Origin of the sequence: Actinoallomurus vinaceus, assembly GCF_039542055.1 — a bacterium.
Classification (GTDB): Bacteria; Actinomycetota; Actinomycetes; order Streptosporangiales; family Streptosporangiaceae; genus Actinoallomurus; species Actinoallomurus vinaceus.
In genome coordinates this window covers 22,545-48,497 of the sequence record NZ_BAABHK010000033.1, presented here as the reverse complement: position 1 = coordinate 48,497, position 25,953 = coordinate 22,545, and the positions used below count along the sequence as shown (strand labels likewise).

The window sequence follows — 25,953 nt, the reverse complement described above, 5'->3', positions numbered from 1 at the left end:
ATCGCGCTCATCCTGTTCCGGGACCGAGTGCGACCGGGCGGGCGGGATCCATGGTCCACTGGCTCCAGGAGCCGGTGTACAGAGCCGCGTCGATACCGGCGACCCGCAGCGCGAGCACGGCGTGCGCGGCGAGAATGCCGGAGCCGCAGTACGCGCCGACCGGTGCCGTGCCGAGCCCGCCGAATCTGCCGCGCAGATCGCTCGCCGCGCGGAAGCGACCGTCCGCCGTGACGTTGTCCAGCGCAGGAGCACTGACCGCTCCGGGGATGTGCCCCGGCACTTCTTTGGCGTGGTCCCCCTCGCCTCGGTACCGCTCGGCCGGGCGTACGTCGAGCAGCACGCCGGTTCGCGCGGTTCGGGCCGCACCCTCGGCGTCCAGCGTGGGCATGCTCCCGGGAACGGCGACGAAGGTTCCCCGTCGGCGCTCCGGCGGACCGGACTCGACAGGCAGGCCTGCGGCGAGCCAGGCGGCATAGCCGCCATCGAGTACCCGCACGTCCTGGTGGCCGAAGTAACGGAGGAGCCACCAGCCTCGCGCCGCCGCGCTCGAATCGTCGGCGTCGTAGACGACGACGGGCCGGTCGGGCCGGACTCCGTGTTCGCGCATGGCGGCCGTGAATGCCTCGGGACTTGGAACCGGGCGGCGCCCTCGCGCGTCCGCCGGGGCGCAGAGTTCCGTGTCGAGGTCGACATAGGCCGCGCCGGGAACGTGCCCGGCGCCGTACTCCGCGAGTCCCACCGGGCCGCGGAACCGCCACCGCACGTCCAGCAACGTGACGTCGGTCAGCGTCCGGCTCAGCTCGGCCACGGCGATGAGCGGGTCCGGCCGCGCCGGGGCGGACGTCACGACGCCGTCCCGAAGAGGCCCGCCGAGGCTCCCGCCTCGATGCCGGCATGCAGAAGCGGCGTGAACTCCGCTGACACCGCGACGATGCGCTCCGGCGCGAGCAGGCGTCGCAGCCCGCCCGCGAGGAGCGTGTCCAGTGACCGGCGCGCCAACGGGCGCTTCACCGCGGCCGGAAGGTCGTCGCCCAGGCTCGCGGCCACGGCCCCGAACATGAACGCCGTGAGCCAGAATTCGAAGACCAGGGTCCGGCTGATCGTCTCCTGCACCGTCGGCATGACCGGGGCGGCGTCAACGGCCTCTTCGAAGCGCTCGATCTGCTCCGGCAACGGCATTCCGTTGCGCGTGAGCCAGTGATGTGTCGTGACGTCCTCCCACCGGCCGTTCTCACGTACGCAGCAGATCGAGCGGCCGGTCCAGAAGTGCGGCACGACGGTGAGGCACTCCACCGCGGCCGAAGACCAGGAGGACGCGCTTCGCGGGGGGTGGCCGAAGCACGGGGATCTGCGGTGTCCCATCAACAGGTCGTTACCGAGCAGGCTGGGCAGGCCCTGATGTTCGACCAGATTCGGCACGCTGACGAACGCGGTGGCCTGCCGCGCGTCGAGGAAGGCCCGCATCGACACCGCGTCGTCGTCTCCGATCTCCGGATGCGCGGCCACGAAGGCGACGAACTCCGCGACCATGGACGCGGGCAGCAGGATCGCCTGCGCCGGGACGACCTCGTCGATCACCTCGGCCCATGATCTCCCGCCCAACGCCGCCAACCGCAGGGTCTGCGCGGCGCGTGTCCCCCAGTCGGTGAAAAGGAACAATGGGCTGTCCGGCCTGCTGGCGACGGCGGCGGCGACCTCTTCGGAGAAGTCGGCGCACAGCAGGACGTCGTCCTGGAGGACGAGGTGATGCGTCGCCGCGTCCGGGATCGTCTCCCAGGCCAGCAAGGCGGTCCGCAGCGTTGATCCCGGCGTGCCGGGGTCGGGATCGAAGACGATCCGCGGTTCCAGTTCCGGGCACTGACCGGCGACCTTTCTGGCGTTCTCGGCACGGCTGGGATGCGCCATCACCGCCGCCGAGATCCGGATGTCGCTCACGAGCTCACCCGTTCTCGCCCCTCCACGCCACTTCGCACCGCGGACTCCACGAACGCGTTCAGCAGTTCGTACGCCTGCGGGGACGCCTGGGGGTCGATGATCCGGCGAAGCCCGCCCGGCGCGAGCGAGCGCAGCGACGTCCGCGCCGCGGCGCTCGTCATGTCGATCTCGCTGGACCGCTCCGCCGCGATCAGGCCGACGCCGTAGGCCGTGAGCCAGAGCGTCCGCAACAGCGACCTGCTGAGCAATCCGGAAAGGTGTTCAAGCCGTCCCACCGCGGACGCGAACGGGCCATCTCCGTCGTCGTCCGCAGCGGTGAGGCCCCGGCGCGCCAGGACGACGGCCAGTTGTTCCTTGCGCCATTCCGACGACGTGCCGTCATCGCGTACGAAGCACTCCGCCTGGAGGTTCCACCAGGAGAAGAACGGCACCGTGGTGAGGCCGGTGAGCGGATCGCCTTCGGGAACTCCGGCAGCCGCGAGTTCGGGTGTGAAGCAGGCGGAGGGCCGCAGGCCCATCTGCTCGTGCTGGATGAGGCTCGGCACGTCGGCGTGGTCGACCAGGTTCGGCACCGAGACGAGCGCGGTCATCCCGGCACGCGCCAGATGGTCGTGCAGCACGTGATCGGACAGAGTGTCCTCGGGCAGGGAGGCCGCATAGTCGTCAAAACCACGGGCGACCTCGGCCGGCATCACCAGCGCCAGGTCGGGGAGGTAGAAGTCGACCACCTCCGTCCAGGGGCGGCCGCACAGCGCCGCGATTCGGAGCGCGCTCGCGGTCCGGCTCCCCCATTCGGTGAAGAACACCAGGGCCTGGTGCGGCCGCCGTCGTACCGCGCGTTCGACGTGGTCGAGGAAGCCGGGCCCGAAGACCGTGTCGTCGGTGACGACCAGATGATGAGTCGCTCCCGGCTCGACCGCGGCCCAAGCCGCCCGCGCGGTCCGGAGCGTCGCGGGGCCCTTCTCCGGTGCCGGATCGCAGACCAGGCGCAGGTCGTGGCCTTCGGCCTCGCGTACCAGCCGCTGCGCACGAGCGAGGCGGGCGGGATGTGTCATCACCGCGGCGGACAGACGAACTTGATCATCTCCCACAGGCCGCAGTAAACCACGGAAGATCCGGCCTGCAGAGACCTGATCGAACACCGTCGCGGACGAGCGGCGCCCGCCCGGTCGGCAGATCCCCCGCGAAGGCGGCCATCGCCGGTCTACAGTCGGGGACCAGCAGTGATCGATCTTGAAACTGCACCGTTCTCCTGACGGCCGTCGACCATGCGATCGCCGTGACCGCACCGACGTCGGGGTCCCCGGCCGACCGACCGGAGCCCTGAATACGAGGTGGTGAGCGAGATGCGTCACCTGCCGCTCGACCGCGGCCGGCGCTGGCTGTCCATCGCCCGGCTGCTGCCGCTGGCAGGCCGGCCGGCCCTGCTCTCCTCGGTCCTGGTCAACCTCACCATCGGACTACTGCCCGTCGGGTTCATCGTGGGCACGAGCGTGATGCTGACGCGCGTGCCCGCGCTCGCGGCCGTGCGGCACGGCCCGGACGCCTGGCCGGGGGTCCTGTCGGCGTTCGCGCTGGCGATCGGCGCGCTCGTCCTGCAGAACATGCTGTCGCCGCTGCAGGCGGCATTCGGTGAACTGGTGACCCGGCGGATCGACGGCCACTGCATGCGCCGCTTGATGACGGCCTGCCTCGCGGACGCACCGATGACCCTCCTGGAACAGCGGGAGGTCATCGACGACCTGAGCCTGGCCCGTCAGGGCCTGCTGGAGCGCTCACAGACACCCGGAGCGGCGGCGGCCGGGCTGCTGGCACTCATCGCCCGCTATGTCCAGGTCATCGGCGCGGTGATCCTGGTCGGTCTGGTACTCGGCCCGTCCGCCGGGGTGATGATCGGGCTGGTCGCGGCCGTGGTGCGCGCCGGGAGCCGGGGCGCGCTGACCCGCTGGTCGCTGGTCATCCGGCGGCGTTTCGCGGGGACGCAGCGAAGGATGCGGTACGTGCTCGACACGGGAAGCGACCCGGCGGTCGCCAAGGAGGTGCGGGTGCTCGGCATCCTTCCCTGGCTGCGCGCGCGAGCGGAGTCGGAGTCCGGCTCCTTCCTCGCGTCCTGGTGGAGGGAAAGGCGGCGAATCTACTTCACCCCGTTTCTGGTGTTCACCCTCGTGGCGCTGGTCGGCACGGTCGCGGTGCTCCTCGAGCTCCGCGCGGCGGCGGGCGGTGTCTCCGTACTCGGCCTCTCCCTCGCCGTCCAGTCGATACTCGTCCCGCTGCGGATGGGCACGTTCTTCCCGGAGAGCGATCTGCAGACGATGTACGGGATGCAGGCCTACGACACGATCACCGATCTGGAGGAGCGGTTCCGCACCGGCGCGCGGCGGACCGGACCCGCCGTCGCGCGGACGACCCTGGAAACGTCCCCGGTACAGGAGCTGCCTGCGAAGGCCATCCGCTTCGAAGACGTACGGTTCCGCTACCCGGACGGCGACCGGGACGTGCTGTGCGGGCTGGATCTCGAACTGCCGGTCGGCACGTCGACCGCCATCGTCGGGCTGAACGGCGCGGGCAAGACGACTCTGATCAAGCTACTGGCCCGGCTCTACGAGCCGACCGGGGGCCTCATCACCGTGGACGGTGCCGACCTGCGCGACATCGACCCCCGGGCGTGGCAGCGGCGGCTCGCGATGATCTTCCAGGACTACGTCAGATACGAGCTGGACGCGGCCGCCAACATCGGGATGGGCGCGCCTGATCACATCGGTGATGAGGCCGCCCTGCGTGCCGCGTCGGAGTGGGCCGGCGCGGCCGACGTCCTCGACACGCTCCCGGCACATCTCGCCACTCCCCTGTCGAGCCGGTACGCGCGGGGTGTCGACCTGTCCGGCGGCCAGTGGCAGCGGATCGCCCTGGCGCGCGCCCTGTTCGCGGTCGGCGCCGGGGCTTCGGTGCTGGTCCTCGACGAGCCGACCGCCCAGCTGGACGTCCGCGCGGAGGTGGCGTTCTTCGACCGGTTCATCGAGCTCACGGAAGGTCTCACCACCATCGTCATCTCGCACCGTTTCTCCACGGTACGGCGCGCGGACCGGATCGTCGTCCTCGACGAGGGACGCGTCGCCGAGGAAGGAGATCACGATGAGCTGCTGCGCGGGGACGGCGGATACGCGGAGCTGTTCCGCCTTCAGGCTCACCGGTTCTTCACCGATGGCCTCCCCGGATCCGAGGCGATGCGGTGAACGTCCTGCGCGCCGCCCGGTTCCTGCTGTCCCTCGGCATGCGCATCGACCGTGCCCGCCTCGCCCGCGCCGTCGTTCTCATGCTGGGCGGCTACGTCGCGACGCCGCTGGCGGCACTCGCCCTCGGCCGGTTCGCCGACGACGCGCTCGCACACCGCGTCGGGCCCACCCTCTGGCTCGCGGTCGTGACCGCGGCCCTGTTGGTCGCGCAACTGATGATGAGTCATTTCGCGCACCTCGACTATTTCGAGCTCGCCGAGACGCAGGAGTCACGGCTGCGTACCGAGCTGATCGAGTTGGTCAACGGCCCCCCGGGAGTCGAGCATCTGGACAGCCCTGCCTTCGCCGACGAGCTCGGCCTCGTCCGTGAATCGCTGTTCGGCGGCCCGCGCGCGCTGGAGGCCGTACTGCAACTGACCGGGCTGGTTCTGCAGACGGTCATCACCGGCGCCATCCTCATCGCCCTGAGCCCGTGGCTGGCGCTCCTGCCGCTCGCGGCGGTCCCGCCCGTCGTCTTCGCGCGGAAGGCTCAGGAGGTCTTCGAACGGGCACGTGAGCAGACGGCCGAGCAGATCCGGCTCAACGCGCATCTGATCGAGCTCGCGACGAGGATCGAGTCGGTCAAGGAGCTGCGGATCGTCGGGGCGGACCGTGAGCTGCTGCGGCGCCAGGAGACGGCGTGGAGGGTGATCACGGAGCGGATGTGGCGCGGCCAGGCGGCGGGCGCCGCGCTGCGCAGCGTGGGGCAGCTGATCTTCGCCGTCGGTTACGGCGGCGCGATCTTCCTGGTGATCAGGAGCGCGGCGGCAGGGCACGCCACCATCGGCGACCTCGTGCTCGTCATCACGCTGGCGGTTCAGGTCAGCGTGCAGATCGCCGGGGCGTTGCAGCTTCTCGCGGTGTTGCAGTCCGCCGGGAAGACCGTCGAGCGCATCGATTCGCTGCGGGCGATGGCGGCTCCACGGGCGGGCCGACGCCCAGGGCGCGTCCGGCCTCCGGAGGCGTTCGCCCACGGGATCGCGTTCGAGCACGTGAGCTTCTGCTACCCCGGCTCCGACACACCCGTGCTCGACGACGTCTGTCTCACCCTCCCGGCCGGCCGCACGCTCGCGCTGGTGGGCGAGAACGGCGCCGGGAAATCGACCCTCGTGAAGCTGTTGTGCGGCATGTACACCCCGACGAGCGGCCGGATCCTGGTCGACGGCGTCGACCTGGCGGACCTGGATCCCGCGGAGTGGCGCGCGCGGGTGGCAACGCTGTTCCAGGACTTCTACCGATTCGAGTTCACGCTGCGCGAGGGCATCGGTCTCGGCGAGGTCGCGAGACTGGGCGACGACGCGGCGCTGGCGCGCGCCATCGACCTGGCACGCGCCCAGCGCGTGGTCGAGGCCGTGCCCGGCGGCCTGGCGGGCTTCACCGGCCGCGGTTACGGTGACGGGGCCGAACTGTCCGGCGGCCAGTGGCAGACCGTCGGTCTGGCGCGGTGCCTGATGCGGGACCGTCCGCGGCTCCTGGTCCTCGACGAGCCGGCCGCGGCCCTGGACGCGGCGGCCGAGCACGCGCTGTTCGACCGCTACGCCTCCTCGGCCTCGGCCGCCGCCCGCGACCTGGGGGGCATCACCGTGCTGATCTCACATCGCTTCTCGACCGTGCGGATGGCCGACATGATCACGGTGCTTGCGGGAGGCCGGCTGCTGGAGAACGGCACGCATGACGCGTTGATGGCACACGGCGGCCAGTACGCGGAGCTCTTCCGGCTCCAGGCGCGCGCGTACCGATGACCGCCCGTCATCCGCCATCATCACCGTCCGGGGCTCTCCCGTGGCCGAGGAGGTTTCGAAATGCGATTCGCAGGCATTGCGTGGACCGGTGAGGGCTACGAGGTCGCCGTCCAAGGACCCGGCCGACCATCGACCATCACCTTCGTCCCGGGCCAGAGCGGCGCCGTGGTCGACCTGCTGCGCAGCGCCACCTCGTTCGGAGAAGAGCGACTCGCCGTGGTCGTGGACAGCACCAACGGACTGCTGGACGGCCACCTTACGGCCGCCGGGTTCGACGTCCATCGAGCGGATCCGTGGCAGCTTCCCGTGAGGGACACCTTCGGCTCGGTCGGCGCGGACCTACTCGCGGGACTGGCCGAGCGCGACCTCGCGGCCCTGACCCGGATCACCGGCGAGACGGGGACGCTCGCGGGCCGGATCAAGGAGCTCAACGCGGAGAACGCCCGCTGCACCATGGTCGAACAGCGCCTCGCCAAGACGGGGCGGTTTCTGACGTGCGCCGAGATCGATCACCCGCGAATCGCGCTGACCTTCGACGACGGGCCAGAGCCGCCGTTCACCGGCGCGATTCTCGACATCCTTGGCGATCGCGGGATCCACGCCACCTTTTTCAGCGCGGGGTTGAATGCCAGAGCCCACCCGGACCTGCTGGCGCGGATCGCGGCAGAAGGTCACCAGGTGGGCAACCACAGCTGGTCGCATCCGTTCATCGCCGATCTCACGCCGCCTGACCTCGCGGCGCAGGTCGAGGCGACCGGCGCCACCATCGCCGAGGTCTGCGGTGACGCACCGGACCTGTTCAGGCCGCCCTACGGCGCACGCACCCCTGACTCCCTCATCTGGCTCGCCGAGGCAGGGATGACAACCGTCCTGTGGAGCATCGACTCCGGCGACTGGGCGCGTCCGGGCCCCGAGGCGATCGAACACACCGTGCTCGCGGGCGCGGCCAACGGCTCGATCGTCCTCATGCACGACGGCGGCGGTGACCGCTCGCAGACCGTCGCGGCGCTGCCCGCGGTCGTGGCTGGGCTGGAAGAGCGGGGCTTCTCACTGACGACGGTCGAGGGACTGCGCAGTCCGGCTTCCGGCACCTGGTCGGCCTGACGCCGATGTCGCGGCCCCGAGCGCCGCACGGGAGACTCGGGGCCGCGACCACGTTCAGGCGTTCTGGGCGCCGTTGTAGACGTTCCAGGCGGCGTCGCGGTAGTAGGCGAAGTAGGAGTTGCCGTCGGTGCCCGAGCCCCAGCTACCGAAGAAGCTGGCGGTCTGCACGGCGGATCCGTCGGACTGGTAGTTGAAGATGAACGGCCCGCCGCTGGCGCCGCCGCTCAGGCCCTGGCAGTTGGGGATGTGTACGCCGCCGTTGTAGCTGTCGACCGCCATGCCTTCGCACCACACCGCGTAGTCGAGGTTCGCGGGGATGCCGATCGCGTGCGCGTAGCTGTTGGTCGACCAGTTGAAGCCGATGCCCGAACTGCCGACCGCGGCCTGGACGTGCGCGCCGCTGTTGCCGCCGGAGTTGAGCACGATGAAGGCGTTGTCACCGCCGGGACTGGTGTCGTCGACACGGACGCCGGCCGACCGCCAGGTCCACCAGCCGTACGGGGCGTTGCCCTTGTTGTAGCTCGGCGCGAACTGGAAGTTCGTGTACCAGGTGCCGTTGCTGATGTCCATGACGCAGTGCCGCGCCGTGGAGATCACATCCTGGTTGTTGCTGGTGACGACGTTGGCGGTGCAGACGTAGTCGAGGCCGTTCTCCGGGTTGTGGAAGAACAGGCGTCCGACCGTCACCCACACGCTGGAGTTGGCCTGCACCTTGCCCGCGGTACCGGCAGGACGGCTCGCGTGGATCATGCGCGGTTTTCCGCCGGGAGAAGCGGTGATCGCCGCGGCGCGGGGGCGTGCGGGAAGCGGAGCGGGCTTCGCCGCGGCCAGGTGGCGCGGGGTCCAGTACGAGCGCACCGCTCGGGTCGAGGAGTGGTTGACCGCCCAGCGGGTCTGTGGCGGGGTCGGACGGGTGGGAGCTGACGACGTGGCCGCATGGGCCCCCGGGATGAGCGCGCCGAACATGGCCACACTGACGGCGACGGCCATTGCGACACGGCGGAGGGGTGTAGGCACGATGTCCCTTTCTGGCGGGAATGGACACCGTGATCTTGAATGGCATAAGTCATGATCCGATAAGGATCCGGTCAACGTTTGATCAACAGGTTCTGGCGCGTCGCGGGCGTGGGCTCAGGCCGGTTCGAGGTCGATCAGACCGCTGCGCAGGCCCGTGACGTCCTCGCCCGCCGGCGCGACCGTGTCGGTCAGCCGCGCCCCGGCCCGCACCCGCGCCCCCGGCAGCACCACCGACCGGTCCACCTCGGCGCCAGGCTCGACGACGCAACCCGGGAACAGCAGGCTGGACCGGACCACCGCGCCGGCAGGCACCTCGACGCCCGCTCCGATGAGGCTCCCCCGCTCGGGGACGAACCGTGATGGTACGTCGGCCAGCGTGCGCGGGAGCGTGGCCGGCGGCAGCGGGAACGGGCGGTCGAGGAGCCTGATCTGCTCCAGGTGGTAGCGCTCCACCGTGCCGATGTCGGCCCAGTATCCGGAGACGGGATGGGCCAGCACACGACGCCCCTCCCGGATCATGGCGGGGAGGACGTCCCTGCTGATGTCGTGTCTCCACCCGTCCTCGCCGAGCGCGGCGAGCGACGTGAGGACCTCCTCCAGCACGTCGGCCCGGAACACGCAGAAGGCGGTGAACACCAGGTCCGACGTGGGCTCGGCGGGTTTCTCGACGAGCCGGCGCACGCGCAGGTCGGAGTCGACCTCCACCATGCCGAACAGGTGAACGAACCGCCGTTCGATGCGCTGGACGCCGATGGTGACGTCCGCGCCGGCCGCGCGGTGCGCCGCCACCATCGGTCCGTAGTCGAAGACGTAGACGTGGTCGGCGTGCTGGACGAGCACGTCCCGCGCGCCGGGCGCGAAGAGGTACTCGGCGTTGTTCAGCAGGGCGTCGGCCGTACCGGACTCGGCGGGCCGCGGTGGCAGCGGGGCGCCCGCGGCGAGCGAGCCCGTACGGACGAGTTCGTCGTGGGGCCCGAAGTTCACCCGGGTGCCCCTGCCGTCCCAGTGCGCCACGAGGTGGTCGATCAGGTCGCGCTCGCGGTGCATCGACAGCAGCACCACCTCGGGCACGCCGGAGCGCACCGCGTTGGCGACGCTGAAGTCCACCAGGCGGCAGGACGCGGCGTACGGGACGAGCGGCTTGCACATCGTCTCGGTCAGCCGGCCCATCCGTTCCCCGAGGCCGCCGGCGAGCAGCGCCGCTCGTACGTCCGGCAGGGTCATCGTGTCCTCCTCGGCCGGTATGACCGGCACGTCACCATGTGCGCCCCTGCGGGCGGTCCTGCGGCAGAAGGTCGCGCAGGAGCCGTACGGAGACGCGCACGCTCTGCTCGCGCGGCAGGAGGGCGTCCTCGTGTTCGACGTAGAGCACGCCGTGGAAGTCCTCGTCCAGCAGCGCCGACACGATCGACGGCCAGGCGAGCCCGCCCGCGCCCAGGGCGCGGAACCGGATCGGCGGCCCGGGGCCGTAGCGGGACCACCCCGCTCCGCGCGGGGCGTCGGCGCCCCGCCATACCTGAAGGTCCTTCGCGTGGGCGGCGCCGAGGTCGGTGCCCCAGCCGCGTACCGCGTCCACCGGGTCGTGCCCCGTGGCGGCGAGGTTGGCCGGGTCGAGGCAGATCCGTACCGTCGCCCGCGGCTCGGCCAGCGCCGCCGCGTCGAGGAGCCGCCGGGCGCTCTGCCGGTCGTAGGCGACCTGTTTCGGATGCGGCTCGACCAGCAGCGTCACGCCGTACTCGGCGGCCAGCGCCAGGACCGGCCGGGCCTGCTCGCACCAGGCGGTGACGTTGTCGGCCCAGCTCACCGGGCTGTGCCACCAGGACAGCCAGCGGGCGACGTCCGGCACGCCGAACATCAGCCGGGCGTACGGCACGCCCAGGTCGGCGGCCAGGCGGACCGTGTCCAGGGCGTGCCGCAGAGCGTGTTCGCGCTTGGCCCGCACCGGGCCGTCGAGGACCGGATCCGTGTGCGGACCGTGCGGGCCGAGCAACAGCTGGGTGTCCCTGCTGTTGCTCACGCAACCGACCCTGACGTTCGCCAGCGCCATGCGCAGCTCCGTACGGTAGGTCTCGTCCTCGGACCAGCGCGCGAGATCCAGCAGCCCTGAGGTGGTGTCGGTGGGCAGGTCCACGGCGTCCGCCCCGGCCAGTGCGGCGTGTTCGAGCGCCGCCGTGAGTCCGGAGCCGCCCCAGGCGGCCAGGCACAGCCCGACGGCCACCCGCCGGTCGCCGTCCTCGATCGCAGTGCGGGCCGAGCGGATGCCATCCGGGGATTCGCGGTCCTGACGCGGCATCGCGGACGTCCGCCGGGTGCGGTGCGGCGGCGCCTCCAGGTCAACGAGCCACGCGGAGCCGCCGGCCGGTCCGTCCGGCGGGCGGGTCTCTCCGTCCCGGACGCAGTGGCGCAGCGCGGCGTGCACGAACGTCACCGGCTCGGTGACCGGCACGACCTCGGCCGCCTTCAGCTCCGAGCGCAGTCTGCGGTCGAGCTCGGCCAGCATGGGCGGGCAGCCGCGCAACACCCCGCCTCCGGCGGCGACGGACCAGTCCGCGGTGAGGCCGGCCCGGTCACGGGCGGCGCGCACCCCCAGGACGAGTTCGTCGAGCGCGGCGGACACCAGTGCGGCCGCCGGGCCGTCGCCGTCGAGCCAGGCGTCGCAGACGGCCGGTGCGAGGGCGGCCACCGCGGCCTTGGGGAACGCCGCGGCGGCGAGCCGGCGGGCCAGTTCGGCCGGGGAGGTCCCGTGGCCGGCGGTGAGCCGGGCGGCGATCGCGGTCGCCGGTCCCCTGCCGTCCTCGGCGCGGACGGCGGCTCGGAGCCCGGCCAGTCCGAGGTCGAAGGCGCTGCCCTCGTCGCTGCCGAGGTACTCGCAGCCGCCGACCCGCACCAAACCGGCACGGTCGCCGGCGGCGACGAACCCGGATCCGGTGCCGCACACCAGCGCCACGCCGCGGCCCTCGAGCGGCGGGGCGACGAGCCACGGCAGGGCGTCGTTGGACAGGATCAGCCGTCCGCTCAGGCCCGCGTCACGGGCGAGCCCGCGCAGGCGGTCCGGTTCCCCGCCGGGGTCGGCGAGGTCCACGGTCGCGGTGGCGATCCATCCGGTCCCGGGCCGGCCGTCCAGCGCGGCGGCGACGTCGCCGAGCAGGGCGCGCAGGGTCCGGTCCGCGGTGTCGGCCCCGACGGACGCGGGGTTGACCGGCCCGTACGTCCTGGTGACGCCCGAGCCGGGCTCCCGGCCGGGCGAGGGGATGATCGCCGATGTGGTGCTGCCGCCCGCGTCGACCGCCCAGGTCACCGTCACCGGTGCCCCACGGGGACGCCTTCGGCGACGTTGCGCAGGAGGGCGGCCCGTACCTCGTCCTCGGTGACGTCATCGACGATCAGGGTGGTGCCGAGCTCGACCGGCAGCACGAAGCGCAGGCTGCCGTCGCGGATCTGCCGGATCTTGCCGAGCGCGGCCAGCACGTCGTCGACGGGCGGCACGAAGCGGAGCCGGTCGAGGCGGACGGGCAGCCCGAGGTCGGTGAGCAGCCGGATGATCCGGTCGGCGAGGGCGGGGGCCAGCAGACCGCGGGCCCGGGAGATGTCGACCGCGACGACCATGCCGAAGGCCACGGCCTCGCCGTGCAGCACCGGACCGTACCCGGTGGTGGTCTCCACGGCGTGCCCGACGGTGTGCCCGAAGTTCAGCGGGCGGCGGAGGTCCACCTCGTACGGATCGCGTCCGACGAGTTCGCACTTGATGGTGCTGGCCGCGCGGACCAGGGTCTCCGCGGCCGGAGGCCGGCATCGTACGAGGTCGTCGGCGTGCCGTTCGATGAACTCGAACAGTTCCGGGGAGGCGATGATCGCCTTCTTGACGGCCTCGGCGAGACCGGCACGGGCCTGCCGCGCGTCGAGCGTCTCGAGGGACTCCAGGCAGGAGACGACGGCGCGGGGCTGGTGGAACGCTCCGACCAGGTTCTTGGCGTCGTTGTGGTCGACCGCGACCTTTCCGCCGATCGCGGCGTCGACCTGGGCGAGGAGGGTGGTCGGGACGTTGATGTAGGGGACTCCGCGCATGTACGCGCTGGCCACCCAGCCGACCGTGTCGAGGATCATTCCGCCGCCGAGGGCCACCACGACGTCCCGGCGGGCCAGGCCGATCTGGGCCAGCCAGTCGATGAGCAGGTACGCGGTGTCGAGGGTCTTGCTGCGCTCCCCCGGCGCGATGGCGATCGCGCCGAGCAGCAGCCCGCTGTCGTCGAGAGCCCGGGTGATCTCGTAGGCGGGCAGCGAGGCGACGGTCCGGTCGGTGATCACTGCGGCGCGACGGCCGTCGAGCTCCTCGAGGAGCGCCTCGGCCGCCGCCGACGAATCCGGCACGACATGGATCCGGTAGCTGTCCTTACGTTGGTGGGTGACCTCGATGGCCGACGGAGCCGTGGACAAGGGGATTCGATCACGAACGACGTAGCCGTTTTCGGCCATCTCTCTTCCTTACCAACGACGACCAAATATGTCGGATTTACCCCACAGTAGGCCCCATAACCAGCAAGAGGTCTGGTTTGGAAGATATGAGATTTGTCAATGAATGGTCCTGATGCGTACATCTGAGGGCCTGGTGGCGTGGCACGCCGGCCAGGTGAGACCCGCGATGACGATGACCGTGACGCGCACCGGCGTCTCCGAGGCCACAGCGTGGTGACCATGGTCGTGGGCAGCGGCTATCTCGGTGGCCGCATCGGCGCCCGGATCCGCGAGCTCGGCGGCAGGGCGGTCCTCTGCTCCCGGCGTCCGCCGACGGCCCGGTCCTCGACGGGCATGGACTGGCGGGAACTCGACGTCCGGGACCCCCGGGCCTGCCAGGACGCCGTCCGCGCCGTCGCGCCGGACGCCGTCATCGCCGTGCACGGCCCCTCCGACATCACCTGGTGCGAGCGGCACCCCGAAGAGGCGATGGCCGCGCACGGCGCCGGCTCGGCCAACCTCGCCGCGGCCGTCGGAAGACTCCCCGTCCTGCTGATCTCGACGGACAACGTCTTCGCCGGCACCCGGCACAGCTACAGCGAGTCGGACGAGGTCGCGCCGGCCAACGCGTACGGCCGCGCGAAGCTGGCCGCCGAGCGGGCGCTGCTGGAGACCGGCCGCGCCCTGGTGCTGCGCGTCAGCCTCGTCTACGGCTGGGACCCCGACGGGCACCGCCCCAACTACTTCACCACCTGCGTGCGAAGGCTCCGGGCGGGACTTCCGGTCGAGGCCCCGGCCGACCACTGGAACACCCCGGTGCTCGTCGACGACGTCGCCGCCTGGTCGACCGAACTGCTGCGGACCCGGCGGACCGGCGTGCTGCACCTGGCCGGCCCCGAGCGCCTGTCCCGGTACGCATGGGCCGGCCGGATCGCCAGGGGTCTCGGGCTGGACGCGGGCCTGGTCCGCCCGGTGGACAAGGCGGGCACGGCCTACGCCTGCCGCCCGCGCAACGCCTGCCTGCACAGCGAGCAGGCGTCCGGCCTGCCGGAACTGGCCGGACTGTGGCCGCTGGACGTGGACGAGGGCACCCGGCGCCTGGCCGGTCCCGCGCTCGCCCCCGAACGGTTCCCCACCGTCCCCGCCCCCCGATCCGTGGAGGAGTGAGAGTGAGCAAGCGCGTCTTCCTCGCCAGCAAACGCGCGGTGGTCAGCTACGCCCCCGAGCCGGAGACCGGTCAGCTGCGTGCCTGGCTCGCCCCCGGCGGGACCGGAAACGTGGTCGCCGAGCAGGCCGGCTACCTGGACGTGGCGTGGATCGTGAGCGCGGACAGCGACGACGACCACCGGGCGGCGCTGGAGAACCCGGACGGCCTGCGCATCGAACTGCCGTCGGGGCGCGGAGTGCGGCTCCACCAGTTGCGCCACGACCGCGACACCTTCCGGGTCGTGCAGGACTTCTTCACGGCCGAGCTGATGTGGGCCGGGAACAACTACGGCTGGGACCGCTGGACGCGGCCGTCCTTCGGCGAGGAGACCCGGGAGGCGTGGGACCGCTTCGGGGAGTTCACCGAGGACTTCGCGGCCGAACTGCTGCGACGCTCCGAGGGCGAGCCGGACCCGGTCTTCCTGGTCCACGACTACCAGCTCGTCCGCGTCCCCGAACGGCTCCGGGAGAAGCGCCCGGACGCGCCGATCCTCCTGTTCGTGCACATCCCGTGGCCGTCCGCGGACTACTGGCGGATCCTGCCCCGGATGATGCGGACCGGCGTGCTGGAGGGCATGCTCGCGGCCGACACGATCGGGTTCTTCGCCCACCGGTGGACGGCGAACTTCCTGGCCTGCGTGGCCGACCTGCTGCCCGACGCCGAGGTGGACGTCGCCGCCCGTACGGTCCGGCGCGGCGGTCACCTGACGAAGGTGCGGACCCAGCCGCTGGGGTACAGCCCGGAGACCCTGCACCGCCGCGACGCGCGGCTGCCCGACGGCGTCGCCGAATGGGCCGGCGACCGCCCGCTCGTCGTGCACTCCGGCCGGACCGATCCGATCAAGAACGGCGAACGCGCCGTCCAGGCCTTCGTGCTGGCCGTCCAGCGGAACGAGCGGCTGCGCGGCACGCGGATGCTCGTGCGGATGAACCCCAACCGGCTGTACGTCGAGGCCAACGCCGAGTACCAGAGGCGCGTGGAGCGCGCCGTCGCCGAGGCCAATGCCACGCTGGGACCCGACACCGTGCGCGCGCACTGCGACAACGAGGTCGGCCACACCTTCGGCTGCTTCGAACGGGCGGACCTGCTGGTGTTCAACTCCACCGTGGACGGCCAGAACCTCAGCGTCTTCGAGGCACCGCTGGTGAACGGGCGCGACGCCGACGTCGTGCTCTCCGAGATGGCCGGCGCGGCGGAGATCCTGGCTCCCGTATGCCGCACGGTGAACCCGTACGACCTGGTCGAGCAGGCCGAGGCGATCGCCGCGGGGCTGCTGGCCGATCCGCGGGAGCGCGCCGAGGCGGCGCAGCGGCGGCGCGAGACCGCCCGCCCGTGGACCCTGGAGCGCTGGGTCACCGAGCAGCTCGCCAGTCTGGACGCCCGCTGATGGACACCGGCGCCGATCCCCAGGCATTCGCCTACTACGAGCTCGGCGACGTCCGTCTGGTGCACGGTGAGGGCGTACGAGTCTGGGACGCCGACGGCCGGGAGTACCTCGACTGCGTGTCCGGGACGTTCAACCTGGTACTGGGGCACAATCACCCGGCCGTGCTGGCGGCGGTCCGGGGCCAGCTCGACGACCTGGTGTTCGCCAGCTCGTCCTTCCGTACGACGCCGACCGACCGGGTCATGGAGCTGCTGGTCGAGATGAGCCCGCCGGAGCTCACCCGCGTGAACCTGCGCAGCTCCGGCGGCTCCACCGCCAACGAGGGCGCCATCAAGATCGCGCAGTGGATCACCGGCAGGCGGGACGTCATCGTCCCGTTCCGCGGGCACGTCGGCCAGAGCGTCGCCGCCACCAGCTACAACGGGACCTCCCGGATGCGGGCGCCCTTCCCGTACCACCTGCCCGGAGCGGTGCACGTGCCCGACCCGTACTGCTTCCGCTGCTTCTACCGGCAGACCCCGGACACCTGCGGCCTGTGGTGCGTCGACCGGATCGACGACTTCATCACCTACGCCAGCTCCGGCAGCGTCGCCGCGATGATCATCGAGCCGATCAGCGGGGTCGGCGGCAACGTCGTCCCGCCCCCGGGCTACCTACGGCGGCTCAAGGAGTTCTGCGACGAACGCGGCATCATCCTGATCTTCGACGAGAACCAGACCGGGCTCGGCCGTACCGGCCGGCTCTTCGCGGCCGAGCACTTCGGCGTGACCCCGCACATGATGACGCTGTCCAAGGGACTGACCGGCAGCGGGTTCCCCCTCGCCGCCATCCTCACCGAGGAACGCCTCGTGGGCATGCCGCGCTCGATGCACGGGTTCACGTACGGCAGCCACACCCTGTCCGCGGCGGCCGCCGTCGCGACGCTGAACGAGGTGCGCCGTCCCGAGTTCCTCGCCGGTGTACGCGCGACCGGGGCCGTGCTGCTGGAGCGGTTGCGCGCGCTCCGCACGGACTTCCCATGCGTGGGCGACGTGCGCGGTGTCGGCCTCATGCTGGGCGTCGAGCTCGTCGAACCCGACGGCGCCCGCTCCCCCCGGCTGGCCACCGCCTTGAACAAGGCCCTCACCGACCGCGCGGTGATCACCCGTGTCTCCGAGCACGGCCAGGGCAATGTGATCGAGCTACGTCCGCCGCTCGTACTGACGCCTGAGGACGCGGGCCTGATCGCCGACCGGTTCGGTGAGGCCCTGGAGGGGCTGCGGCCGTGACCGGCGCCCCGGACACCCGCCCGGCGACACGGGAGGCGGAGCCGCTCAGCGTGGAGCTGACCGGCGCCGGGCCGCGACTGTCGCGCGCCCGGCCCCGCCGTCCGGACACCCCCGACGCGGTGCTCGTCGAACCGGCGCTGGTCGGCATCTGCCGCTCCGACCTGAAAGAGATCGCCGGCATGCGACCGGGGCCGAGCCAGTTCGGCCACGAGCTGGTCGGCGTGGTGGCGCGCAGCTCCACGTCCCGGCTTCCGGTCGGCGCGCGCGTCTGCCTCGACCCGAACGTCCCGGCGCTCAGGGGCACCGGCTTCGCGCGCTGGATGTGGGCCGGCGGCGACGGCGACCTGCTGGCACGGGCGCTGCCGCTCGCCCCCGCCGGAGTCGGCGACCGGCGCCTGGTCTTCGCCGAGCCGCTGGCGTGCGCGGCCCACTGTCTCACCATGATCCGCCGGCACCTCGGCGGCTCCGACCTGCGCGGCGCGACGATGTGCGTGCTGGGTGCCGGAACGGCCGGCGTACTGATCGCCCGGCTGGCCGAGGCCGCCGGTGTCCGCGTCCTGATCACCAACCGCGACGCCGATCGCCTGACCTTCCTCGCCGAGCGCCGGGTGCTCCCGCGGACCGGCGGCGCGCCCCTCGGCGAGACGTCCTCCGACGCCCACGACATCGTGGTGATCGCCACCAGTTACGTCCGGCCCGAGGTCCTGGAGCACGCGCTGCGGCTGGCGCACCGCCACGGACTCGTGATGCTCTACGGCGGCACCGCCGCGGGCGACCGGCTGCCCGGCCTGGGCTGCGACCTCGACCGCGTACGCCGAGGCGAGCTGGTCCAGACGACGGAGTGGCGCGGCAAGCCGGTACGGATCGGGGGAAGCTACGGGACCACGCCCGGCGACTTCCAGCACGCGCTACGGACCCTGTCCGACTCGCCGGACGGGCTGGGCGTAGAGCGGCTGATCACGGCCGAGGTGTCCCTGCCCGAGCTGCCCGCGGTCCTCCGCACCCTGGTCGAGGAGCGACGGTTCGGCAAGGTACTGGCGCGCCCCTGACCCGTACCGGCGCGTCCCTGACCCGGTCGATGGCGTCCCCGAGCCGGCTCGCGGCCGGGCAGGCATCGGCGGGGGGCGGCCGGGTGCCCGAGGGGCCGGCCCTCAGTGGACCAGCCGGAGGACGGCCGCGAGCCCTCGTGGCCGGTGTACGGACCGCTCGCTGGGCAGCAGGTAGACGGGCAGCCCGGCCCGTACGGCGGCGCCGTCCTTCACGGGGTCGTCCCCGACGTACAGCACGCGGTCCGGGGAGACGCCAAGCCGCTCGCAGGCCAGGACGAAGAGCGCGGGATCCGGCTTGGCGATGCCGTGCTCGCAGGACAGCACGACCGTGTGCAGCGGCTCCAGCGCGCCCACCCGCGCGAACGCCGGCCTGATGTCCCAGCCGATGTTGCTGAGCACGCCGATGCGGACACCGGCGTCGCGCAGCGCGCGAAGCACCGGGACGGTGTCCGGGTACGGCCGCCATGCCTCCGGATCGGTCAGGCACGCGTAGAGCGCCGCGACCAGTTCGGGCCCGTACGGCCCCGCGTCGGCGATCAGCGCGGTCCACACCGACCGGTGCGCCTCCGGCGACAGGTCGCTCCCCTCCCGTGCCGCGAAGCCCTCGGGCGAGTCGACGTGGCGGAGAGTCCGCCGGATGACGTCGGCGGCCTCGGCCTGGTCGAGCTCCACGCCGTGGCGGGCGGCCGTCGCGACGAGGGCCGCGGGATCCAGCACCCCGGTGTCGTCGAACAGGGTTCCGGAGAAGTCGAACAGGACGGCGTCGGCGCGGGCGTCGGGGAGATCATCCACGGCGACAGCATAGGGCGGCGTCCGCCGCGTTCCGAGGTCTCCGACTCTGTAGCGGCCCTAGCGGGCGTTTCCGCCCGTTACGGTCGCGACGGCCGGCGCCTCACGCCTCCTGGTGGCTCGGCATGGTCCGCTCGCGCGTGCCGAAGCCGCTGAGGTGGAGCAGCGGCGGCGTCAGGACGAACAGCGCGGCGGCGAGCGCCGCCACCGCGACCATGGCGCCGCGCAGGCCGGTCGCGTCCGCCCACAGGCCGACGTACACCGGGCCGAGCAGGAAGCCCAGGTACGACACGGTGCTGACGACCGACGTCGCGCGGCCCCGATACGCCTCGTCCACGTGACGCGACACGATGCCGAGGAGGGTGGGGAACAGTACGGCGGTTCCGGCGCCCCCGAGGACGAGCCCCAGCGCGGCGACCGGCAGGGTGGGGGCGGCCGCGATGACGAGCGCCCCGAAGGCCGCCGCCAGCGCGCCGGCGAGAACGACGACCCGCGCGTCGACCTTCTTGAACCCGCCGATCGAGAACCGGGTGATCGCGACGGTTCCGGCGAAGACGGCAGGGGCCACCGTCGTGAGCCAGGCTCCGGCGTGCAGCTCGTCCTGGGCGAAGACGGCGCTCCAGCTCTGATGCGCGTTCTCGCTCGCGAAGGCGAGCGTGCCCAGGACCCCCACGAGCAGCAGCGGAACATAACGCGATCGGGCGGCGGGCGCGGCGTCTCCCGAGCGGGCTCCTTCGCCGTCGTCGGCGCGGCCCGGCGGGAGCGTCCTGAGCAGGGCGACGCCGGCGACGACGGAGAGGGCGGCCACACCGAGGAACGGCACGGCGAGCGGCCAGGACATGGCTGAGGCGGCGCCCGTGCCGAGGCTGGTGACGACGACGAGGGCGGAGAACGTGCCGTGGGCGCGGGTGATGACCGGACGCCCGGCGATCTTCTCCGCGCGCCCCGCCACCGCGTTCATCGCCACGTCGGCCGCGCCACTGGACGCGCCCGCGACGGCCAGCCCGGCGCACAGGCTCGGCAGGTTCACCGCCGTCAGCGCCAGTGCCGCTCCCACGACGCCGAGCAGGCCGATCGCGCCGGCGGCGACCTTCAGCCCCCAGCGGTCCAGCGCCCTGCCCACGAGCATCATCGCGGGAAGAGCACCCGCGCCGACGAACAGCAGCGCGAATCCGAGCCCGCCGTCGTCGACGCCGGCCTGGTCCTGCACCCGAGGCACCGAGGCACCCCAGACTCCCCAGAACGCGCCGAAGGCGGCGAAAGCGGTGAACGCCGAGAACACGAGGCTGCGTGGTGAGGCGATGACGACTCCTCCGACCCGTACGGTCATGATCGCGAGCGACCACGGTACCGATCGAGCGTGTGCCCGCCTGTGAGTTTCTGTGAGTTTCCGGGCGGCCGGCCGCCGTGTCCTGCCGATCTCCGCCGGACGGGACTCCCGGTTCGCATGGAGTTCCCAGACTCGTGCAGATCGGTCACAGAAGAGCGGATCACTGTGACGTGGTGCGCGACGACGGCGCCCACCACGTACACCATCGACTCTGGAGTCACGATGATCGAAGTCCGCGAACTCACCAAGCGCTACGGCGAGGTCCTGGCCGTCGACGACCTGACGTTCGCCGTCCGTCCAGGTGAAGTGACCGGGTTCCTCGGTCCCAACGGCGCGGGGAAGTCGACCACGCTGCGGATGATCCTGGGTCTGGACGCCGCCGCCTCGGGGACCGCCACCGTCGGCGGGCGCCCGTATTCCAAACAGCCGGCGCCGCTGAAGGCCGTCGGCGCGCTGTTGGACGCGGGCGCGGTGCTGCCCAGCCGCACGGCCTACCACCATCTGCTGGCTCTCGCGGCCGGCAACGGGATCCCGCGCAGCCGGGTGGCCGCGGTGCTGGCGGAGGTGGGTCTTGAGAGCGTGGCCGGCCGCAGGACCGGGACGTTCTCGCTCGGCATGCGGCAGAGGCTCGGCATCGCCGCGGCGCTGCTGGGCGATCCCCCGGCGCTCATTTTCGACGAGCCCCCGCCGTGCGCGCCGGGCTGCGTCCACTGCGCCGGATCGAGACCACCGCGGCGGCCATCGCGGACGGCGACCTGTCCAGCCGGGTCCCGGAGCTGGCCGCCTCCCGCACCGAGCTCGGCCGCCTGGCCGCGGCGCTCAACGGCATGCTGGACCGGATCGAGGCGAGTGACGCCGCGCGGGCGGCCGCCGCGGAGCTCATGCGCCGCTTCATCGCGGACGCCGGCCACGAGCTGCGTACCCCTCTCTTCGGCATCAAGGGGTTCACCGAGCTGTACCGGATGGGCGGCATGCCCGAGCGCACCGATGTCGACGCCGCGATGAGCCGCATCGAGCGGGAAGCGGCCCGGCTGGTCCGGCTGGTCGAGGACCTGCTGCTGCTCGCCCGCCTCGACGAGCACGCCGCCGCCGCGGACCTCCCGCTCCGTCTCACCCCCATGGACCTGCGCACCCTGGCCGCCGATGCCCTGCACGACCTCCGCGCACTCGACCCACGGCGCCCGGTCACCCTCACCGGCCCCGGCGGTGGCCCGCCGGGTGGCACGCCGGTCCTCGGCGACGAGGCGAGGCTGCGGCAGGTGACCTCCAACCTCGTCGGCAACGCGGTGGCCCACACCCCGCCCGGCACCCCGGTCCGGATCGGCGTCGGCACCCAGGACGGCCTGGCGGTACTGGAACTCCACGACGAGGGTCCCGGGATGTCCCAGGAGCAGGCCGCCCGTGTCTTCGACCGCTTCTACCGCGCGGACGACGCCCGCGGCCGCACCGCGAGCGGAGGCGCAGGCCTCGGACTCGCGATCGTCGACTCCCTGGTGACGGCCCACCACGGCCGGGTAGAGGTCCGCACGGCCCCGGGCGAGGGCGCCACCTTCCGCGTCCTGCTCCCCCTGCACGTCTCTTACCTGCCACACACGTGATCCGCGTCATTCGTGCGAAGATCATCTGATGTTCGATCGGCTGGACGAACATCCGGCATCGATGCCGCGCGGACACGCCGTTCGCCCGAATCGAGGAGGACACCATGTGCCGTGACGGACACTGTGAGCACAGCGCCACTCCCTTGGCGCCCGGCGTGGACGACGGCGTGCAGCCGAGCGCGGACACCGTCGACCGGCGGCGCCTGCTGATGGCGGCCGCGACGGGCGCCGCCCTCACCCTCGCCCCGATCTCCTTCGCCCCCGCCCGGGCCGACGCCGCCACGAAGGGCGCCGCCCCGGCCGACGGCGAGGTGACCCGCGTCGTCACAGGGCAGCTCGCGACGGGCGCGGCGGACTTCGTGTACCTCCCGGTGGAGGTGCCGAAGGGCGTGCAGAAGATCGCCGTGCAGTACTCCTACGACAAGCCGACCGTCCCCGCCGGTACCCCGGGGAACTCCTGCGACATCGGCGTCTTCGACGAGCGGGGTCTCAAGCTCGGCGGCAAGGGCTTCCGCGGCTGGTCCGGCGGCTTCCGCACCTCCTTCGAGATCAGCAACAGCGAGGCCACCCCCGGCTACCTGCCCGGTCCGGTCAACCCCGGCACGTGGCACATCGTCCTCGGGCCGTACCAGGTGGCGCCGCAGGGCTTGAACTACCAGGTCCAGATCACGCTGACGTACGGCGAGCCGGGCCCGGCCTTCACCCCGAACTACCCGCCGAAGCGCGCCAAGGGCCGCGGTCGCGCCTGGTACCGCGGAGACGGTCATCTGCACACGGTGTACTCCGACGGCAGGAGGCTGCCCGCCGAGGTCGCGGCCGGAGCCCGGGCTGCCGGTCTCGACTTCATGGTCTCCACCGACCACAACACCTCCGCGTCGCATGCCGTCTGGGGGCAGTACGCCGGCGAGGACCTGCTCATCGTCACCGGCGAGGAGGTCACCACCCGGAACGGTCACTGGCTGGCCCTCGGCCTGCCCGCCGGGGAGTGGATCGACTGGCGCTATCGTTCGCGCGACGACGCGTTCCGCCGCTTCGCACGGCAGGTGCACAGCGTCGGCGGTCTCGTGGTGCCCGCCCATCCGTACTGCCCGTACGTCGCCTGCCAGTGGAAGTTCGGGTACGACGACGCCGACGCCGTCGAGGTGTGGAACGGCCCGTGGACCTACGACGACGAGTCCGCCGTCGACACCTGGGACGCCATGCTCGGCGAGGCCGTGCGCACGGGAAAGCGCTGGATCCCGGCGATGGGCAACAGCGACGCCCACAGCGAGCCGCAGGTCATCGGCCTGCCGCACAACGTCGTGTACGCCGACGACCTCGCCACCGACGCCATTCTCGGCGGCCTGCGGGCGGGCCGGACCTGGATCGCCGAGTCGCACACGGTGCAGTTGACGTTCGCCGTCACCGGCGACGGGCGGAAGGCCGGCATCGGCGAGACGCTGACCACACGCGCCGACGCTCCGATCGACGTACGGCTGGACGTCGAGGGTGTACCGAACGGCACGGTCCGGTTCATCACGGATGAAGGACAGATGCACCAGGAGTCGCTGCCCGCCTCCGGCTCGGGCAGCGTCGTGTGGCGGACCACCACCTCGCTCGCCGCCTACGTGCGCGCGGAGGTCCGCCATCCGATGGCCGACGGGACGCCCGGCAAGGGCAACGCGATGGGCCCGAACCTCATGTGGGGCCCGATGGCCGCCCTGACCAACCCGGTCTTTCTGCGGCGCTCCGGCGACTGACGGATCCGCCCAGGTCAGCCCATTGATCGGCGGAGGGTGACCCCGCGCTAAGGTGCGCGTCATGGAAGCGGTACCGGAGGACTGGCAGCGGGCGCTCGCCGTCGTGGCCCACCCCGATGACCTGGAGTACGGCGCGGCCTCGGCGATCGCCCGGTGGACGGCGCAGGGCAAGACCGTGATCGAGGTGCTCGGCACCCGGGGTGAGGCCGGCATCGCGTCGATGGACCCGGCCACGACGGGGCGGCTCCGTTCGGCGGAACAGGTGGCGGCCGCGTGCGAGGTCGGGGTCGAGGTCGTCGAGTTCCTCGATCATCCCGACGGGATCCTGGAGTACGGGTTGCCTCTTCGCCGTGACCTCGCCCGAGCGATCCGCCGCCATCGGCCCGAGGTCGTCGTGTCGCTGAACTTCCGCGAGACGTGGTCCGACGGGCAGGGCTTCAACATGGCGGATCATCGGGTGTTCGGCCTGGCCCTGGCCGACGCCGTACGCGACGCGGCCAACCCGTGGTTGTTCACCGAGCTGCCGGAGGAGCCGTGGAAGGGCGTGCGGTTCGCGCTGTTCAGCAACTCTCCGAACGCCGCGCACTTCGTGGACGTCACCGGCCACCTCGACGCCGGGATCGCTTCGCTGCGGGCGCACAAGGTCTACCTGGAAAATCTCGGCGGCGACTTCGATCCGGCCGCGTTCCTGACCGGCATCGCCGAGGCCACCGGGACGACGGTGGGGGTCCGCCACGCGATGCCCTTCGAACTGATCACACTCTGAGCAGGCGGGCCCTCGGCATCGGGCACCCGGCGGCTCGGCCATGAGCCGGAGCCGCCGGGTCGACCAGGTGCCGGGGCCCGACACCTTCATCCGCTTTCTCAGGGCTGGGGCCTGTCCCACAGCGTGAAGGCGAAGTCTCGCAGGATGGGGGTGACCGGCTGGAAGAACGTGGTGCCGCCGACGGAGCAGTTGCCGGAGCCGCCGGAGAGCATTCCGAGTCCGGTGCCGCCGTCGTAGAACGGGCCACCGCTGTCGCCCGGCTCGGCGCAAGCCGTCGTTTGGGTCAGACCATTGACCGTTTCTCCACTGCCGTAGGTCACGGTCACGTTGGTCGCTGTGACGGTGCCGCCGCGGACACCGGTGGTGCTGCCGCTGCGCTGCACTGCCTCGCCGACGAAGGCGTCGCCCGAGCCGGAAATGAACTGTCTGGTGCCGGCCACCGTGCCCCAAACGTGGATCCCGGCAGTGTCGTATTCGACGACGCCGTAGTCACCGCCGGCGCCGAAGACGTTCGCGTGGCCCGAATTGCTGCCGAGACGGCTGGTCAGGCCCTGGTTGGCGAACCAGGTAGAGCTAAGGTGCGTGCAATGTCCGGCGGTGATGAAGAAGTGCCGGGCACCGTTGAAAACATTGAAACCGAGTGAGCAGCGCGCCGTACCTCCCGCGGCGCCTGCGTAGATGGCCGTACCGTCCAGCATGGTAGGGCCGTCGAGCGTGCTCAGCTTTCCGTTGAGAGGCACGATCCTGGCCGCCGCACCGAGTTTGCCGGCGACGGAATTGAGCTTGGTCAGCTTGGACCCCGTGACGGATTTGTCCGCTGAGATCACAACCTGGTCGGTGGCCGGGTCGATCGCCCACGCGGTACCGGGGATCCGGGCAGAGCGGTCGAGTTCCGCGGTCGCCCTGGTGAGATCGGCGTGGCTGCGAGCGACCATACGCGGGGTCGCACCGGTCGCACGGACGCTCTGGGCGGCGGAATTGTCGGTGACCGTGACGATGAGCCGGCCCGTCGCCTTGTCGAAATACGAGCCGGCGCTTCGCTTGTCGCCCAATTGCCTGGCCAGCGTGGTCGCGAGGTTCGCCAGATGTTGCCGGCCGGCCGGCGCGGCCGGTTTCGGCGATGGCGACGCGGCAGCCTGCGCACTCGGCGTGACGGCCGCGAAAGCGGCCGTCACAGCCATCGCGACCGCGCATGAAAATGAAGCGATCTTGAGCATGGTCCCTCCGGACAGATTTCTTGGACGCGCCGGTAATTACCGGCCGCGTCCTTGTTCCGTCAGGACGTTAGGCGACTCACG

General features: G+C 71.9%; 20 protein-coding genes and 1 pseudogene. 11 read left to right on the top strand and 10 right to left on the bottom strand.

The features are described 5' to 3' along the window. Window positions 1-7 precede the first annotated feature (7 nt). Genes ABEA24_RS52415 through ABEA24_RS52405 form a run of 3 tightly spaced genes read right to left on the bottom strand, consistent with a single transcriptional unit; the run spans window position 8 to window position 2,990 of the window. Window positions 8-847, bottom strand: coding sequence for a sulfurtransferase (locus ABEA24_RS52415; protein ID WP_345444300.1), 840 nt, complete (start codon window positions 845-847; stop codon window positions 8-10). Continuing rightward, the gene (locus ABEA24_RS52410) at window positions 844-1,935 is read right to left on the bottom strand and encodes a hypothetical protein (protein WP_345444298.1); all 1,092 of its coding nucleotides are present in this window, start codon (window positions 1,933-1,935) and stop codon (window positions 844-846) included. Before ABEA24_RS52410 ends, ABEA24_RS52415 begins: the two co-directional genes overlap by 4 nt. Next, window positions 1,932-2,990: a hypothetical protein gene (locus ABEA24_RS52405; RefSeq protein WP_345444296.1), complete on the bottom strand. Its 1,059-nt coding sequence runs from the start codon at window positions 2,988-2,990 to the stop codon at window positions 1,932-1,934. Before ABEA24_RS52405 ends, ABEA24_RS52410 begins: the two co-directional genes overlap by 4 nt. 291 nt (window positions 2,991-3,281) lie before the next feature. On the opposite strand from ABEA24_RS52405, the gene ABEA24_RS52400 reads away from it, so the two are divergent. From ABEA24_RS52400 to ABEA24_RS52390, 3 genes are read left to right on the top strand one after another with little or no spacing between them, the layout of a single operon-like run. Next, window positions 3,282-5,168, top strand: coding sequence for an ABC transporter ATP-binding protein (locus ABEA24_RS52400; protein WP_345444352.1), 1,887 nt, complete (start codon window positions 3,282-3,284; stop codon window positions 5,166-5,168). Beyond that, window positions 5,165-6,949: an ABC transporter ATP-binding protein gene (locus tag ABEA24_RS52395; RefSeq protein ID WP_345444294.1), complete on the top strand. Its 1,785-nt coding sequence runs from the start codon at window positions 5,165-5,167 to the stop codon at window positions 6,947-6,949. Before ABEA24_RS52400 ends, ABEA24_RS52395 begins: the two co-directional genes overlap by 4 nt. 60 nt (window positions 6,950-7,009) lie before the next feature. Further along, window positions 7,010-8,053, top strand: a complete 1,044-nt coding sequence (locus ABEA24_RS52390) for a polysaccharide deacetylase family protein (RefSeq protein ID WP_345444292.1) — start codon at window positions 7,010-7,012, stop codon at window positions 8,051-8,053. A gap of 54 nt (window positions 8,054-8,107) precedes the next feature. On the opposite strand, the gene ABEA24_RS52385 is transcribed toward ABEA24_RS52390, so the two are convergent. The 4 genes from ABEA24_RS52385 to aroB all read right to left on the bottom strand — a co-directional run bounded on the left by ABEA24_RS52385 (window position 8,108) and on the right by aroB (window position 13,543). Beyond that, entirely contained in the window at window positions 8,108-9,043 is a 936-nt protein-coding gene (locus ABEA24_RS52385) for a hypothetical protein (protein WP_345444288.1), read from the bottom strand. 141 nt (window positions 9,044-9,184) lie between these two features. Then, on the bottom strand, window positions 9,185-10,294 hold the full coding sequence (locus tag ABEA24_RS52380) for a sugar phosphate nucleotidyltransferase (protein ID WP_345444286.1): 1,110 nt from the start codon (window positions 10,292-10,294) through the stop codon (window positions 9,185-9,187). Window positions 10,295-10,325: 31 nt separating this feature from the next. After that, complete coding sequence (locus ABEA24_RS52375; protein WP_345444283.1) at window positions 10,326-12,374, bottom strand: TIM barrel protein; 2,049 nt, start codon at window positions 12,372-12,374, stop codon at window positions 10,326-10,328. After that, window positions 12,371-13,543, bottom strand: a complete 1,173-nt coding sequence (aroB, locus tag ABEA24_RS52370; protein WP_345444281.1) for a 3-dehydroquinate synthase — start codon at window positions 13,541-13,543, stop codon at window positions 12,371-12,373. Before aroB ends, ABEA24_RS52375 begins: the two co-directional genes overlap by 4 nt. Window positions 13,544-13,762: 219 nt before the next feature. On the opposite strand from aroB, the gene ABEA24_RS52365 reads away from it, so the two are divergent. From ABEA24_RS52365 to ABEA24_RS52350, 4 genes are read left to right on the top strand one after another with little or no spacing between them, the layout of a single operon-like run. Then, complete coding sequence (locus ABEA24_RS52365; protein WP_345444279.1) at window positions 13,763-14,689, top strand: SDR family oxidoreductase; 927 nt, start codon at window positions 13,763-13,765, stop codon at window positions 14,687-14,689. Window positions 14,690-14,691: 2 nt separating this feature from the next. Further along, window positions 14,692-16,116, top strand: coding sequence for a trehalose-6-phosphate synthase (locus tag ABEA24_RS52360; protein WP_345444277.1), 1,425 nt, complete (start codon window positions 14,692-14,694; stop codon window positions 16,114-16,116). Next, entirely contained in the window at window positions 16,116-17,384 is a 1,269-nt protein-coding gene (locus ABEA24_RS52355) for an aspartate aminotransferase family protein (protein ID WP_345444274.1), read from the top strand. The genes ABEA24_RS52360 and ABEA24_RS52355 overlap by 1 nt, the downstream gene beginning before the upstream one ends. Then, window positions 17,381-18,433 (top strand): alcohol dehydrogenase catalytic domain-containing protein, encoded by a 1,053-nt coding sequence (locus ABEA24_RS52350; RefSeq protein WP_345444272.1) that lies wholly within the window; start codon window positions 17,381-17,383, stop codon window positions 18,431-18,433. Before ABEA24_RS52355 ends, ABEA24_RS52350 begins: the two co-directional genes overlap by 4 nt. 102 nt (window positions 18,434-18,535) lie before the next feature. Here the strand turns inward: ABEA24_RS52350 and ABEA24_RS52345 are convergent, their stop codons facing one another. Next, complete coding sequence (locus ABEA24_RS52345) at window positions 18,536-19,225, bottom strand: HAD family hydrolase (RefSeq protein WP_345444270.1); 690 nt, start codon at window positions 19,223-19,225, stop codon at window positions 18,536-18,538. A 100-nt stretch (window positions 19,226-19,325) separates the two neighbouring features. Beyond that, the gene (locus ABEA24_RS52340; RefSeq protein ID WP_345444268.1) at window positions 19,326-20,552 is read right to left on the bottom strand and encodes an MFS transporter; all 1,227 of its coding nucleotides are present in this window, start codon (window positions 20,550-20,552) and stop codon (window positions 19,326-19,328) included. Between the two features lie 222 nt (window positions 20,553-20,774). Between ABEA24_RS52340 and ABEA24_RS52335 the strand changes: the two are divergent. The 4 genes and pseudogenes from ABEA24_RS52335 to ABEA24_RS52320 all read left to right on the top strand — a co-directional run. Next, window positions 20,775-21,236, top strand: a pseudogene (locus tag ABEA24_RS52335) (ATP-binding cassette domain-containing protein); the annotation flags it as partial. A gap of 5 nt (window positions 21,237-21,241) precedes the next feature. Next, window positions 21,242-22,150, top strand: coding sequence for a HAMP domain-containing sensor histidine kinase (locus ABEA24_RS52330; RefSeq protein WP_345444266.1), 909 nt, complete (start codon window positions 21,242-21,244; stop codon window positions 22,148-22,150). A gap of 104 nt (window positions 22,151-22,254) precedes the next feature. After that, complete coding sequence (locus tag ABEA24_RS52325; protein ID WP_345444264.1) at window positions 22,255-23,889, top strand: CehA/McbA family metallohydrolase; 1,635 nt, start codon at window positions 22,255-22,257, stop codon at window positions 23,887-23,889. 61 nt (window positions 23,890-23,950) lie between these two features. After that, complete coding sequence (locus ABEA24_RS52320) at window positions 23,951-24,655, top strand: PIG-L deacetylase family protein (RefSeq protein ID WP_345444261.1); 705 nt, start codon at window positions 23,951-23,953, stop codon at window positions 24,653-24,655. A 98-nt stretch (window positions 24,656-24,753) separates the two neighbouring features. On the opposite strand, the gene ABEA24_RS52315 is transcribed toward ABEA24_RS52320, so the two are convergent. Then, entirely contained in the window at window positions 24,754-25,872 is a 1,119-nt protein-coding gene (locus ABEA24_RS52315) for a S1 family peptidase (RefSeq protein WP_345444258.1), read from the bottom strand. Window positions 25,873-25,953 lie beyond the last annotated feature (81 nt).